Origin of the sequence: Paraburkholderia sp. UCT31, assembly GCF_014397655.1 — a bacterium.
In the GTDB taxonomy this organism is placed as follows: Bacteria; Pseudomonadota; Gammaproteobacteria; order Burkholderiales; family Burkholderiaceae; genus Paraburkholderia; species Paraburkholderia tuberum.
Genome location: NZ_VZQP01000005.1, coordinates 1 through 13,642 on the forward strand (window position 1 = coordinate 1; position 13,642 = coordinate 13,642).

The window sequence follows — 13,642 nt, forward strand, 5'->3', positions numbered from 1 at the left end:
AGCAGACTCCGGAGAATCCGCCGCCGCATTCCGCATCAAGCGCCCACACTTATCGACTGTTAGTTTTTAAAGATCGGTCCGCCAAACCCGCCGCGCCTGAACCACCTGAACCACCACTACCCGGCACCGCTTCGTTTGCGTCGCTGCGTCTGCAGCAGAGAAACGAGATTATGGAGAGCTTCCGTCGGATCGTCAACAGGTTTTTATCACTCGCTTAACCTGCCCACGCCGCTGAAGCCCACGCCATCAAAGGCTTCCCGCTTCTCCGCACCCCGGCGTCCGGAGCGCGAAAGAGCGGAATTCTAGTCGCCGCAGCCAGAACTTGCAAGCGAAATCCTGGGGTTTTCCTTAGGGGATCTTTCCCATACGGCCCGGGTCATCTATCGATGGGGTTTTCACTTCGGGCGCCAGCGTCTGGACGGCGGATGCGCCGATCGTCCAATCATGCAGCACGGTATAAGCGACCGCCAGCAACGTCGGGCCGATGAAAACACCAAGAAAACCAAACGCAAACGCGCCGCCGAGGATGCCGAGCATCACCAGAATCAACGGCATGTCACTGTTTTTGCCAATCAGGATCGGCTTGATGACGTTGTCGGCCATGCCGACTACCAGCAGGCCCCATATGACCACAAAAATCGCCCATCCAGTCGACCCGCCCTGATACAGCCAGATCGCTGCCGGCAACCAGACAATGACCGGACCGCCCGGCACCACCGACAGAAAAAACGTCACGAGCCCGAGCAACGCCGGCGCCGGTACGCCCGCCATCCAGAAACCGAATCCCGCGAGAACCGCCTGTACGAGGGCCGTACCAAGAATCCCGTAGACCACCCCCTTCACCGTGCTGCCCGCCAGCGCCAGCAGATACTCGGCGCGCTCACCGGCTACTCGACGCATGCCGGCTTTCAGCCAGGCGGCCGCCCCCTCGCCACCGGTATAAAAGAAGAACGCGAGCACGATGCTCAACGCCAGCAGCCCCAGCCCATGCGTCACCGCAAGCGCCGCCGCCAGAATCCACTTCCCAGCCGGAGCGGCGAGCGTGCGCAATTGCGCGATCAACTCGGAATTGCTGCTGGTCAAGCGCTCCCAAAAGGCCCCGATGCTCGAACCAACCAGCGGGATCCGCTGCACCCACGGCGGCAGATCGGGCAACCCCGACTCGAAAAGTCTTTGCACCAGCGCAACGATGTCGTGAACATGCGCGCCGAACGCGAAACCCGCATAGACGAACGGCCCGAGCACCACGACCAGAATAATCAGCACGATCAAGGTCGCGGCCAGCTTGCGCCGCCCGCCGACCACGCCAGTGAGTCGCCGGTAGAGGCCCCAGGAACTGTAGCTGAGGATGGCGCCCCACAGCAGCGCGGTCGTAAATGGCGCCAGCACCAGCAACGACCCACCCACGAGCACAATCAATGCGAATACCGCGGCAAGTCGCTCGATCAGTTGGTCAGATTTCACGATGAATCTCCTATTGCGCCAGACCGTGGCAATGACATGACACACGCCCGTCAGGCGCCCGCTGAACGCCGTCAGTATAGAAGCGAGTTGGGCGTCCGGGGTGCCTTATACCATCCCGCCAGGGTGTTGCGAGTCGCTTGCGACTGTGCCGGTGGCGACCGCATTTTTTGAGATGAAAGCGCCCAAATTGCCCGGAGATTGCTGGCCAATCCATATAGCTGCCTGGAAAAGACTAGAATATAAGGTTCCGTGCCCCCAATTTTTCTGGATTTATGCGCTCGCGAATCACCAAACGTCTCCCTCCCGACGCCGACAAGCTCGTCGGTCTCTCGCTCGCGCTTTTCGCGTCGGGCAGCCGTACCGAAGATCGCTTCTGGGAAGCGAAGCTCGACGCGCTGCTGGCCAAAGTCGTGCGCAACGCCAACCAGACTACGCTGGACGCCGCGCTCGACCATCTGCAGCAAAACCATCCGGATGCCTACGGCGCGCTGGCCGACATGGCGGAAACGCACAGCGAATCGTTCGTGATCGAACATGAAGGCGTGTCTTATGAGGCGCTGCTGATCGCCGCGCCTGTGCTCGCCTGGACCCGCTACGTGATTCCGTCCGGCCCGCTCAAGTCCGACGCCGCCGACGCCCTGCGCGCGCACCTGCAAGCGCACGTGCTCGCCGCCAACACGCGCGTGGCAATGGCTCCGTTCCTGTTCAGCATCGACCAGTTGCCGCGCCATCACGTCGAAACGTGGCGCATCGCCCAGCAACTTGCGCAAGCCGCGGTCAGCGGCGGCAACGCGAAGCTCAATTTCGGCGAACTGCCGGAGACCTCGCCGATTCTGGCGGACCCGCGCTTTTTGCTTGCCGTAGTCGCCGCTCCCGTCGGCGACGCGACGTTCCGCTGGCAGGAAGAAGAGCACGGCACTCGCATCGAGCGCGGCCAATGTCTCGAGCAATGGGCCACCCAAGGCGGCGCGAATCTGTCGGTTGTGCTGCCGGGCTGCGAATTCGAATGTCTGCTGCCGGATGCGTACTACTCGGCGTGCCGCGACGCCGATGAAAGTGTGCGTCCGCACACCGTGCGTACCGCCGTGCGTTATCTTTTCGACACTATTGGCGCGGCGCCGCAGGATCTGCGCGCGGTGGTCGCCGGCTTCGGCGAACGGCGCATCGACGAATACCGCGTCGGCTTCACGCGCAAGGGCAGCAACGACGTGATCTACGGTGTCGTATGGCCACTCTACGGCCGCGAAAACGGCGAGGCGGGCATCGACGAGGAGCCGGAGGAAATCACCGGCTCGGACGAACCGCTCGAGGAAATCGTCGCGCTGCTCAAGGAAACCGGCATCACGGATGTGCGCCGCCACGCGGGCCGCTTCGAGCCGGAATATTGCGACGACTGCGGCGTGCCGCTGTATGCGGACCCGCTCGGCGAAATCGTCCACGCGGAAATGCCCGAAGACGCCGAGCCCGCGCAACCCCATTTCCATTGACACCGAAGTCGACATCCCTGCCTTATCGCAAAAAAGCCCCGTATATACGGGGCTTTTTTGTTGATTGTCCGCATTTCTTATGCCTTTTGGACAGCCGTCAAAACGAAGGGAATTTGTCATCATAGGCACGGTGACGCATCGCCGTGATCGAGTCAGCTCCACGAGTCCCACAGATGCGTCGCGCCATTTCGCCCGATACATCTGGAGACATGCATGCGCTTCGCGATTCTCAATTCAAACGCAGAACGACGTGATGGACTCAAGGCCTTGCTGCGGCAGATCGACCGGCTGGCACGCTTCACAGAAGCCGATGAATGGCGTCTGCTCGAACGTCCGTTCAAGCGTTATCGGCCTGATCTCGTCGTGATCGACTGGGAGGACTGGATGTCGGTTGCGCAGGTGCGTGCGTTGCTCAGCCACTTTCCGGACCTGCGCATCAGCGTGCTCACCGACGGGACTTTGCCCGCGCTCGTGCGCGCGCTGATGGACGAAGGTGTGCTCGGCGTTGTTCCACGCGACACCGATCCCTGCCTGATCGTGCGCGCATTGGAAATGGTGCTGCTCGGCGGTCACTACGTGCCGCCCGGCGCGCTGGCGATCGATCCGCCGCTGCCGACCGACACCGCGATCCGTACGTTCGACGAAGAAAGTCCGCCGCCCCGCCGCAACAAACTCTCGGGCGGGCTATCACCGCGGCAGGAGCAGATCATGCGCTGCGTGCACATGGGCAGCACCAACAAGATGATCGCGCGCACGCTCGGCATTAGCGAAGGTACGGTCAAGATCCACCTGACGAGCATATTCCAGCAACTTGGTGCGCCCAATCGCGCCGCGGCGGTCGCGCTTTACAACGGATGGCTCACGAATCATTTGCAAGTGCTGCGCAACAACGGCGAGCACAGCGCGCGGCCGGTCATCCGCGGGCAGCCCGGCCCAGTTCCGCTCCGGCGCCGCACACGTGCGCGCTTCCAGTATCCGTTGCCGGGCAGCGACACCAGCAGCGCGCTACCGATGGCCGCGGAGCCCGCCACGTCGTACGGTGAGGCCCCACCCGGCCGGCCCGCGCGGAAGTCGGTCGGGCCGGGTTCCACATGACGAGGGGCGCGGGGCACGCCGCGCGCATGGGTTGGAACGTCCGCATGCGCGCAGCGTCGAGGGTGGGCTGGCATGGAATCCGCTCACACCTTTTGTCGTCCAACGAGTAATATGAGACACATGGGTTTCCTCTACACACCGCTTCCGTTTTGGGTCGCTGTCGGTGGCTGGATTGCCACTGCGATGGTGATCGCGCTCGCGCTGTGGAAAAAACCTTTCAAAAGACTTCAGGACGGCACGCTCCAGCATGTCTGGCTCGCGATAATCGTCGCGGTGTCGGTGCTGTGGTCGAGCAACGCCTGGCTCGACGACGGCACCGTGATGCACCTGCTCGGCGCCACGCTCGTCGTCACGCTGTTCGACTGGGGGCTCGCCCTGATCGCGATGGCGGTGGTCGCGGGTCTGGCCGCCGTCGTCTTCGATGCGCCGTGGCAGGGCATCGCGCTGACGTTCCTCGTGTACGGAGCCCTGCCCGTCGCCATCTCGACCTTGCTCCAGCGCATCTGCACCGCGTGGCTACCGCGCAATCTTTTCATGTTCATCTTCGGCCAGGGCTTCGTTTCGCCCGCCATTGCCGTGTCGTTGACGGCGGCGGCAGCGCTCGGCATCCATATCGTCGTGTCCGGCGGTTCGATGACCGTGGTGCCGATCGGCTACGCGCTCAGCGTGCTGCTGCTCGCCACCGGCGAAGCATGGTTCACTGGCATGGCGACCGCGCTGATCGCGGTCTACCGTCCCGCATGGGTGACCACCTACGACGTGCGGCGCTATCGTCTGGGCGGCCCGCGCACCTGAGAATGCACGCTTTGACGTCGCGTGCGGCGCATCTGTGATAATCAGCGCCTCGTCACTGGAGACTTTCCGGGCGCCCCCATCAGGACAAGGCAGAATATTTGCAGCAACATTGAACTCAACCCTTGCGCGCGGCATCTTATTTGCCTCATCTCCCATTTGCGTCTAAAGAACTAGATGGATCGCACCAATGTACCGAGCCGGTTGCTGCGGGTGATCGGCCGGTTGGCAGCCTGCGCAGCGAGTCTCTCGCTCATCTGCGCGGCTCCCGCATTCGCTGATCAGCTCGAACAGCACAACGACCTCGTCAATAGATTTATCACCGAAATGCACGCGGATCCGCTCGTCGCGGACTGCGCCGCGCATGGCGACTTCGTCGCGAGCACGTCGACCGCTTTCGACCACGTCGAATTCCCGTCCAGTTCGTTCGACAGTGCGCACTCGTCGGTCACGCCATGGAACGACTCGTTCGACGAAGGCAAGCAGCGCGTCAAGGTGGACAGCATCGTCACCGTCGAGGGCGTCGGCGTGCGCCAGGACAACTCGGGCGAGCCGGCCGATCTGAAATTCCGCTGCGGCTACGTCGGCTCGCAGATGCTCGCATTCAGCTGGAACGATCCCGTACCGCCAAACCGCGCGCATAGCGCGGGATCGGGCCAGCACAAAGGCGGCAAAGGCAAGCACGCGGTCGGCGGCAAGACGTCGAAGAAGTCGTCGAAGACAGGCTCGGGCCAATCGTCGCGCACGACGTCGAGCAAATCGGCAAACAAGAACTCGAAGAAGAAGAGCCAATGACATCTGGCGCTGATCGAGCCGCGCCACCGTCCGATCAGTCGCCCCAATAAAAAACGAGGCACGCACTTTTGCCGTGCGTGCCTCGTTTTTTGTGTCCATCCGTCCGCTTCTTCAGGCGAACGTCTCCACGTGTCGCAGGATCGCTTGCAACATTGCGGCGCCAAGCGATGCGCTGCGCTCGCCGTTCCAGCCGACCCGCTCGTCGGGCAGATTTGCGTTGTCCTTGAACGGCATTTCCAACGTCAACGACAGACAGCCGAATTCGTTGCCGATGTACTTCGACGCGAGCTTCAACGCATCCTCGCGATACTTGCTCGCCGCATAGCCATACTTGTCCTGAAAATCCGGACTCGCGTGCTTGAACGCCTCGATGAACGCCGTCTGCTCGCGGCCCTGCCGCTCGGTGAAGCCCGGCAACATTTCGGAGCCCGCGACGAACACATACGGCAATGCCTCGTCGCCATGAATATCGAAGAACAGGTCGCAGCCTATCGCATGAATCGCGTCGCGCACCACCAGCACCTCGGGACTGCGCGCGGCGTCCGGCTCCATCCATTCGCGATTCAGGTTCGCGCCGGCCGCGTTGGTGCGCAGATTGCCGCGCACGCTGCCGTCCGGATTCATGTTCGGCACGATGTGAAACACCGCATGATCGTAGAGCTTGCGCGCGACCGGGTCGCCCGCCCAATCGCCCCAACCGGCGAGGCGCTTCACGAACCCCTCGATGAACCATTCGGCCATCGTCTCGCCCGGATGCTGCCGGGCAATCAGCCAGATGTTCTTTTTGGGCGCGGCGTTGGCGGCATCGTTGGCGGGCGGCGTGCCGAGCGTGAGCAGCGAAATCGGCCGGCCTTCGACCGTCTTGCCGAGTTCGGTCAGCGACGCGTGCGGCATCTGCTGCACGGCGCCGAGAAACTCCGCATGACGCTCCTCGCTGTACGGTTCGAAGTACGCGTAGTAGATGCTGTCGAAATCGGGCGTATGGTCGATCGTCAGCACGCGGCCGTCGTACGACGTCGGCACGCGAAACCAGTTCACGCGGTCGTAGCTCGCGACCGCCCGATAGTCGCGCCAGCCCTCCGCGAACGCGCACGCGGCTGCGTTCTCGAAGGTCATCACGCAGCGCTCGCCCGCCGCGCCCGACAGGCGGAAATAGAACCACTGCGCAAACTCGGCGTGGCTGTCGGGCCGTACGCGCAGGCGAATATTGCCGGCGTCCTCGCAGGACAGCACATCAACTGCGCCTGCGTCGAAATTGCTCGTAATCGATAACGTCATCGGAGTCTTCCCTGCCTGAATTCACGCTGCCTTTTTAGCGCAGCGGCACGCTTATTCCGCAACGCGGCGGCGAAATACGAAAGTGGAGTCGTTCGAGGCTTCGGCACAGAACGCGTAGCCTTCGGTCTCGAAGTCCTTCAACTGCTCGGGACGATCGAGGCGATTTTCCACCGCGAAGCGCGCCATCAAGCCGCGCGCGCGTTTTGCATGGAAGCTGATGATTTTGTAGCGGCCGCCCTTCCAGTCTTCGAACACCGGCGTGACGACCGGCGCGTCGAGCAGCTTCGGCTTGACCGACTTGAAGTATTCGCCCGATGCGCAATTGACCAGCACGCGCGAGGTGGCCGCATTCTTCTTCAACTGCGCGTTCAACGCGTGCGTGATCCGCTCGCCCCAGAACGCGTACAGATCCTTGCCGCGCGGGTTGACGAAACGCGTGCCCATTTCGAGCCGGTACGGCTGCAGCAGATCGAGCGGACGCAGCAGGCCGTAGAGGCCCGACAGCACCCGCACGTGATTCTGCGCATAGTCGAGATCGGCTGACGACAACGTCTTCGCATCGAAACCTTCGTACACGTCGCCGTTGAAAGCGAGCACCGCCTGCTTGGCGTTGTGCGTGCCGAATTGCGGCGACCAGTCCGCGTAACGCTGAAAATTGAGGTGCGCGAGCTGATCGGAAATGCTCATCAGCGAAGCGATCTGTTGCGGCGACAAACGGCGCAGGCCGCTGATCAGTTCGGCGGCGTCATCGACGAAATCGGGGATCGTGTGCTTTTTGACGTGCGGCGGGGTGTCGTAGTCGAGCGATTTCGCCGGCGACAGAACGATTATCATAGAGGCTTGCAGGCACGCCGTGCCTGGCGGTCAAAGACGAAAGCCCGATTGTAACGAATGCCCGGTTCCCTCGCCTCAAGCGGCGCGTTGCGCGTCGTACTCGATTCCAATGTCTGGATCGACATACTCGTATTCGACGACCCTCACACGCGGCCGATCGCCGCCGCGCTCGAAAGCGGCGCGCTCGCCGCGCAGATCGACGCGCGCTGCCTCGCCGAGCTCGCCTACGTGCTCGACTATCCGCAGTTCGCGCACCGCAATGTGGACAAAGCCGCTGCGCTCGCGGTCGTCGCGCGGCTGGCGCAACTGGTCGAGCCGTGTGAGCCGACCGAGTCCGCCGCCGACGCGCGGCCGCTGCCCCAATGCAAGGATCGCGACGATCAGAAGTTTCTCGAGCTTGCGCATGCGGCGCAGGCCGACTGGCTCGTGTCGAAAGACCGTGCGGTGCTGAAGCTCGCGAAACGGATCGCGCGCGACTTCGGCTTCAGGATCGCGCAACCGGCACCGTTCGTCGCGGAAATCGGCATCGCGCAGAATGCTGGGGGCGAGCCCGTCAACGCGTGAATCCGACCGTCCGTGTGGCGCGTTGAGCCGAGCGCATCTTGAAGGTTCATCGTCAGGCGGCTTCTGACGATCAACGTGACACCCGCGGCGCGCACAGCGTGTCGCGATTCCCTACAATCAGGCTTCGCCCTTCGCAACGACAGTTCGAGAACCGGCCCACCTTATCGCACTGCTACCCACGACGCCATGAACGCACCGCACGACACGCCCACGAGCCCCACGTTTCCGTCTCGCCTGCCGAACGTCGGCACGACGATTTTCACCGTGATGAGCGCGCTCGCCGCGGAAAAAGGCGCGGTGAATCTGGGTCAGGGCTTTCCCGACTTCGCCTGCGATCCGCGCATCGTCGACGCGGTCGCGAACGCGATGCGCGACGGTCACAACCAGTATCCGCCGATGGCCGGTGTGCTGCCGCTGCGTCAGGCGATTTCGGACAAGATCGCGAATCTGTACGGCCGCCACTACGACGCCAATAGCGAAATCACCGTGACCGCGGGCGCCACACAGGCGTTGCTGACCGCGATTCTCTGCACTGTCCATCCCGGCGACGAAGTGATCGTGATCGAACCGACCTACGACAGCTATCTGCCGTCGATCGAACTCGCGGGCGGCAAGCCGGTTTTCGTCACGCTCGACGCACCCGACTACGCGATCCGGTTCGACAAGCTCGCCGCCGCGATCACGCCGAAGACGCGGCTCATCATGATCAACACGCCGCACAATCCGACCGGCACCGTGTGGCGCGAACAGGACATGCGCAAGCTCGAGGAGATCGTGCGCGGCACCAACGTGCTGATCCTGTCCGACGAGGTGTACGAGCACATGGTCTACGACGGCGCGCCGCATGAAAGCGTCGCGCGTTATCCGGAACTCGCGCAGCGCAGCTTCGTCGTGTCGAGCTTCGGCAAGACCTACCACGTGACAGGCTGGAAAGTCGGCTATGTGGCCGCGCCCGCCGCGCTGAGCGCCGAGTTCCGCAAGGTGCACCAGTTCAACGTGTTCACCGTCAACACACCGATGCAGATCGGCCTCGCCGATTACATGAAGGACCCGGCGCCGTACGTGGAGCTACCGGCGTTCTATCAGCGCAAGCGCGATTTCTTCCACGCGGGCCTCGCGAATTCGCGCTTCAGGCTGCTGCCGTGCACGGGCACGTATTTTCAGTGCGTCGACTATTCGGCGATCAGCGACCTGCCCGAAGCCGAATTCGCGCAATGGCTGACCGGCGAAATCGGCGTCGCGGCGATTCCGGTCTCGGCGTTCTATCACGAGGCGCACGAGTCGGGCGTGGTGCGCTTCTGCTTCGCCAAGCAGGAAGGCACGCTCGCTACCGCGCTCGAACGGCTCGCGCGGCTCTAGGATGCCTTGCGCGATGCCACGAACGAACCCACGTTACTTGCCATCGCGCGGCGCGGCACGGGTGTGCGCTTCGCACCCATGCGCGCTTCATGGCACTGCGCTCATTCCCTCAGGACGCACGCGACGCCGCGACACAGGCCTTGCGATCCTCCGTCACGCGCTGCGCAGCCGGCCGCGGGTTGATCGTCTTCACGTAGCGCTTCCAGTCGATCCCCGCTTCGAGCAGAAGATCGCGGCCGTAAATGGTCTGTGTCGCCATACCGACGAGCGGCAGGCTCACGTAGCCGGCGGTATCCGCCACGCTGAATTGCTCGCCGCACAGATACGGCGAGAACTTCGCGATCCGTTTGAAACCGGCGATGTGATGCGTGAGCAGCTTCTCGACGCGCCCTTTCGTCGCGTCGCTGACCGTGCCGCCGAAAAACGCTTCCTTGTACAGATTGCGCACTGTCAGCTCGAGATGTACATCGACGAAAAAGATCATTTCGCGTTCCTTGGCGGCCTGCCACGGATCGGCGCAGAAGATCCGCTTGTCGGGAAAACGCGCAGCCAGATATTCGACGATGCACTGCGACTCGCAGAGGTCGCCGTGCTCGGTCTGCAGATATGGCACCTTGCCGAGCGGCGAATGCTCGAGCAGCGCTTTTTCCTGACTCGGCTTCACGAACTGCTCCTCGAACTCGATGCCATGTTCGAGCAGCACGAACTTGACCTTGTTGTAGTAGTTGGACAGCGCAAAACCGCACAGCTTGATCATGGGGTGTCTCCTTGTGTCATGGTGTGTGAGACCGCGCGTCGAGGTTGAAGTAGCGGCTTTCCATCGAATCATCCAAGAAATTGCACGATCGTGCTATTCTAAAATAACCATGGAGTCGGGCATCACAATGAACTCTCGCAATTTCAGCATCGAGACCATCGGCATCGTCGGCACCGGCGCGATGGGCCGCGGTATCGCGCAAATCGCGGCGCTCGCTGGCCTGCGCGTGCGGCTCTACGACACCAACGCGGCCGCCGTCGGCGCCGCGCGCGACTATCTCGCGGAGACTTTCGCCAAATTGACGGCCAAAGGCAAGCTGGAGCAGTCGCGCTCGCTCGCCGCGCTCGCCAACGTGAGCGGCGTGCAGGCGATCAGCGAGCTGGTCGGCTGCGATCTCGTCATCGAGGCGATCGTCGAAAAGCTCGAGGTAAAGCAGGCGCTGTTTCGCGAGCTCGAAACCGTGGTCAGCGGCCGCTGCATCCTCGCGTCGAATACGTCGTCGCTGTCGATCACCGCGATTGCCGCGGGCTGCACCGATCCGTCGCGTGTGGTCGGCTATCACTTCTTCAATCCGGTGCCACTGATGAAGGTCGTCGAAGTGATCGACGGCCTGCGCAGCGACCCCGAAGCCGGCGACGCGCTGATGGAACTCGCGCGCCGCATGGGCCACACGCCGGTGCGCGCGAAGGACATGCCGGGCTTCATCGTCAATCACGCGGGCCGCGGCATGAATACCGAGGGCTTGCGCGTGGCGGGCGAAGGCGTCGCGAGCTTTGCGGACATCGACCGCATCATGCGCGAGCAGGCCGGCTTTCGCCTCGGGCCGTTCGAGCTGCTGGACCTGACCGCGCTCGACGTGTCGCATCCGGTGATGGAGTCGATCTATCACCAGTTCTACGAAGAACCGCGTTACACGCCGTCGCCGATCACGGGCACGCGGCTATCGGGCGGACTGCTCGGCCGCAAGAGCGGCGAAGGTTTCTATCGCTACGTGGACGGCAAGCAGCAGGTTGCCGCCGAAGCGCCCGCGCCGACCACGCTGCCGCAAAGCGTGTGGGTCAGCCAACGCTACCGCGACGCGTATGAGGCAGTCGTGCAACTGGTCGGCAAAGCGGGCGTAAAGCTCGACGAAGGCGCGACGCCCGCCCCTGGTTCGCTGATCGTCGTCACGCCGTTCGGCCACGACGCGACCACGGCCGCGGTCGACGAAGCGCTCGACGCGAGCCGCGTCGTCGCCGTCGACGCACTGTTCCCGCTCGTCGGCGCGCAACGCCGCACGCTGATGACCACGCCGGCCACGACACGCGCCGCGCGCGATAGCGCGCATGCGCTGTTCGCCGCCGACGGCATCCCCGTCACCGTGATCCGCGATTCGACCGGCTTCGTCGCGCAGCGGGTGGTCGCGACGATCGTCAACATCGGCTGCGACATCGCGCAGAAGCAGATCGCGACGCCGGAGGACATCGACCTCGCCGTCACGCTCGGCCTCGGCTATCCGCGCGGACCGCTCGCGCTCGGCGACGCGCTCGGCGCCACCACCATTCTCACGATCCTGCGCAACATGCACAGCGTGCTCGGCGAACCGCGCTATCGTCCGTCGCCGTGGCTCGCAAGACGCGCGCAACTCGGCCTGGCGCTCACGCAGCGCGACGCCGCCGACATCCCAACGGAGACCCAATCATGAGCGCCGCCCTGCTCGCTTCACGCCCGGCCAGCAGCGAATCCACACTGGTCCTCACGCTGTCGAACCCCGGTGCGCGCAACGCGCTGCATCCGGACATGTACGCCGCGGGCATCGAGGCATTCGATACCGTCGAGCGCGATCCGTCGATTCGCGCCGTCGTGATCACCGGCGCCGATAACTTCTTTTGCGCAGGCGGCAACCTGAACCGCCTGCTCGAAAATCGCGCGAAAGATCCCTCCGTGCAAGCCGATAGCATCGACATGCTCGCTCAATGGATTTCGGCACTGCGGCTATCGTCGAAGCCGGTCATTGCCGCGGTGGAAGGCGCGGCGGCCGGCGCCGGATTTTCGCTCGCGCTCGCCTGCGATCTGATCGTCGCCGCGGACAACGCCAAATTCGCGATGTCCTACGCGCGCGTCGGCCTGACGCCCGACGGCGGCGGCTCGTGGTTTCTCGCCGAGGCGCTGCCGCGCCAGCTGGCCACCGAGGTACTGATCGAAGCCAAGCCGATCGGCGCCGCGCGTCTGCACGAACTCGGCGTCGTCAACCGGCTCACCAAAGCCGGCACCGCGCTCGATAACGCGCTCGCGTGGGCCGACGAGCTCGGCGCGATTTCGCCCAATTCGGTCGCGCGCATCAAGGGGCTGATCGCCGCGGCCGGTACGCAGCCCCTCGCGGATCATCTGGTCGCCGAGCGCGATAACTTCGTCGCGTCGCTGCATCATCGCGACGGTCTCGAAGGCATCACCGCGTTCCTCGAAAAACGCGCCCCCATCTACAAATAAACGACGAGAGAGCCGCCCGACATGCCCGACTACCAACTGCCGAAACGTCGCCGCATCTTCCTGATGCGTCACGGCGACGTCACCTACTTCGACGACTCCGGCCGCGCGATCGATCCCGAAACCGTGCCGCTGAACGCGAACGGCCGCGAGCAGGCGAGCGCGGCGGGCCGCGTGTTCGCTGAACAGCAGGTGCGCTTCGACCGCGTGATCGTCAGCGGCTTGCCCCGCACGATCGAAACCGCGCGGCGCGTGCTTGCCGAAACGGGTCAACAGATCGAGCCCGAAGTCGAGCCCGCGTGGCAAGAAATTCGCGGCGGACGGCTCGGCGGCATTCCGCCGAGCGATATCGAGGCCGCCTTTCTCGGCGTGTTCGACGGCATCGTGCCGGAGAGCATGCGCTTTCTCGACGGCGAAACGATCGGCCAGCTGTTCGATCGCGTTCTGCCGGCCGTCACGGCGCTGCGCGAAGACACCTCGTGGGACACCGCGTTGCTGGTGCTGCACGGCGGCGTCAATCGCGCGATCCTGTCGCACGCGCTAACGGCCGGCGGCCGCACGTTCTTCGGTCATCTGGCGCAGGCGACCGGCTGCATCAATGCGCTCGACGTCGGCGCCGCGCCGCGCGACTGGGTGCTGCGCATGCTCAACTATTCACCGCCGTCGCCGTTGCATCGCGACGTTCGCAACACCACGATGGAAATGCTCTACGCACAATTCATCCGATACCAGCGTAGCTGACACCGAACTG

14 protein-coding genes are annotated in these 13,642 nt (G+C 63.7%); 10 read left to right on the forward strand and 4 right to left on the reverse strand.

Annotation, left to right across the window (positions count from 1 at the left end; translation table 11 throughout):
- Window positions 1–218 (forward strand): hypothetical protein (locus F6X40_RS41805; RefSeq protein ID WP_222945997.1); only part of this gene is annotated, 218 nt, incomplete at its 5' end.
- A 130-nt stretch (window positions 219–348) separates the two neighbouring features.
- On the opposite strand, the gene F6X40_RS04685 is transcribed toward F6X40_RS41805, so the two are convergent.
- Window positions 349–1,464, reverse strand: a complete 1,116-nt coding sequence (locus tag F6X40_RS04685) for an AI-2E family transporter (RefSeq protein WP_184072137.1) — start codon at window positions 1,462–1,464, stop codon at window positions 349–351.
- Between the two features lie 272 nt (window positions 1,465–1,736).
- Here F6X40_RS04685 and F6X40_RS04690 point away from each other — a divergent pair, with 272 nt between their 5' ends.
- The 4 genes from F6X40_RS04690 to F6X40_RS04705 all read left to right on the forward strand — a co-directional run bounded on the left by F6X40_RS04690 (window position 1,737) and on the right by F6X40_RS04705 (window position 5,633).
- Window positions 1,737–2,951, forward strand: a complete 1,215-nt coding sequence (locus F6X40_RS04690) for a DUF2863 family protein (RefSeq protein WP_184028728.1) — start codon at window positions 1,737–1,739, stop codon at window positions 2,949–2,951.
- Window positions 2,952–3,164: 213 nt separating this feature from the next.
- Entirely contained in the window at window positions 3,165–4,046 is an 882-nt protein-coding gene (locus F6X40_RS04695; protein WP_187626992.1) for a response regulator transcription factor, read from the forward strand.
- Window positions 4,047–4,166: 120 nt separating this feature from the next.
- On the forward strand, window positions 4,167–4,841 hold the full coding sequence (locus F6X40_RS04700; protein WP_184028785.1) for an energy-coupling factor ABC transporter permease: 675 nt from the start codon (window positions 4,167–4,169) through the stop codon (window positions 4,839–4,841).
- Between the two features lie 174 nt (window positions 4,842–5,015).
- Window positions 5,016–5,633 (forward strand): BspC domain-containing protein, encoded by a 618-nt coding sequence (locus F6X40_RS04705; RefSeq protein ID WP_187626993.1) that lies wholly within the window; start codon window positions 5,016–5,018, stop codon window positions 5,631–5,633.
- 111 nt (window positions 5,634–5,744) lie between these two features.
- On the opposite strand, the gene F6X40_RS04710 is transcribed toward F6X40_RS04705, so the two are convergent.
- Both F6X40_RS04710 and yaaA read right to left on the reverse strand, forming a co-directional pair.
- Window positions 5,745–6,911, reverse strand: coding sequence for a M14-type cytosolic carboxypeptidase (locus tag F6X40_RS04710; RefSeq protein WP_090803809.1), 1,167 nt, complete (start codon window positions 6,909–6,911; stop codon window positions 5,745–5,747).
- A gap of 51 nt (window positions 6,912–6,962) precedes the next feature.
- Window positions 6,963–7,745 (reverse strand): peroxide stress protein YaaA, encoded by a 783-nt coding sequence (gene yaaA / locus F6X40_RS04715; RefSeq protein WP_184072133.1) that lies wholly within the window; start codon window positions 7,743–7,745, stop codon window positions 6,963–6,965.
- 57 nt (window positions 7,746–7,802) lie between these two features.
- Here yaaA and F6X40_RS04720 point away from each other — a divergent pair, with 57 nt between their 5' ends.
- Both F6X40_RS04720 and F6X40_RS04725 read left to right on the forward strand, forming a co-directional pair.
- Window positions 7,803–8,309, forward strand: a complete 507-nt coding sequence (locus F6X40_RS04720; RefSeq protein WP_187626994.1) for a putative toxin-antitoxin system toxin component, PIN family — start codon at window positions 7,803–7,805, stop codon at window positions 8,307–8,309.
- A 186-nt stretch (window positions 8,310–8,495) separates the two neighbouring features.
- On the forward strand, window positions 8,496–9,668 hold the full coding sequence (locus tag F6X40_RS04725; protein ID WP_187626995.1) for a pyridoxal phosphate-dependent aminotransferase: 1,173 nt from the start codon (window positions 8,496–8,498) through the stop codon (window positions 9,666–9,668).
- 109 nt (window positions 9,669–9,777) lie between these two features.
- Here the strand turns inward: F6X40_RS04725 and F6X40_RS04730 are convergent, their stop codons facing one another.
- A complete protein-coding gene (locus F6X40_RS04730) occupies window positions 9,778–10,425 on the reverse strand; it encodes a glutathione S-transferase (RefSeq protein ID WP_187626996.1) in 648 nt (215 codons plus the stop codon).
- 127 nt (window positions 10,426–10,552) lie between these two features.
- Between F6X40_RS04730 and F6X40_RS04735 the strand changes: the two genes are divergently transcribed.
- From F6X40_RS04735 to F6X40_RS04745, 3 genes are read left to right on the forward strand one after another with little or no spacing between them, the layout of a single operon-like run.
- Window positions 10,553–12,109, forward strand: a complete 1,557-nt coding sequence (locus F6X40_RS04735) for a 3-hydroxyacyl-CoA dehydrogenase (RefSeq protein ID WP_187626997.1) — start codon at window positions 10,553–10,555, stop codon at window positions 12,107–12,109.
- Window positions 12,106–12,894: an oxepin-CoA hydrolase, alternative type gene (locus F6X40_RS04740; protein ID WP_090803799.1), complete on the forward strand. Its 789-nt coding sequence runs from the start codon at window positions 12,106–12,108 to the stop codon at window positions 12,892–12,894. The genes F6X40_RS04735 and F6X40_RS04740 overlap by 4 nt, the downstream gene beginning before the upstream one ends.
- 21 nt (window positions 12,895–12,915) lie before the next feature.
- Complete coding sequence (locus tag F6X40_RS04745; RefSeq protein ID WP_187626998.1) at window positions 12,916–13,632, forward strand: histidine phosphatase family protein; 717 nt, start codon at window positions 12,916–12,918, stop codon at window positions 13,630–13,632.
- Window positions 13,633–13,642: the final 10 nt, after the last annotated feature.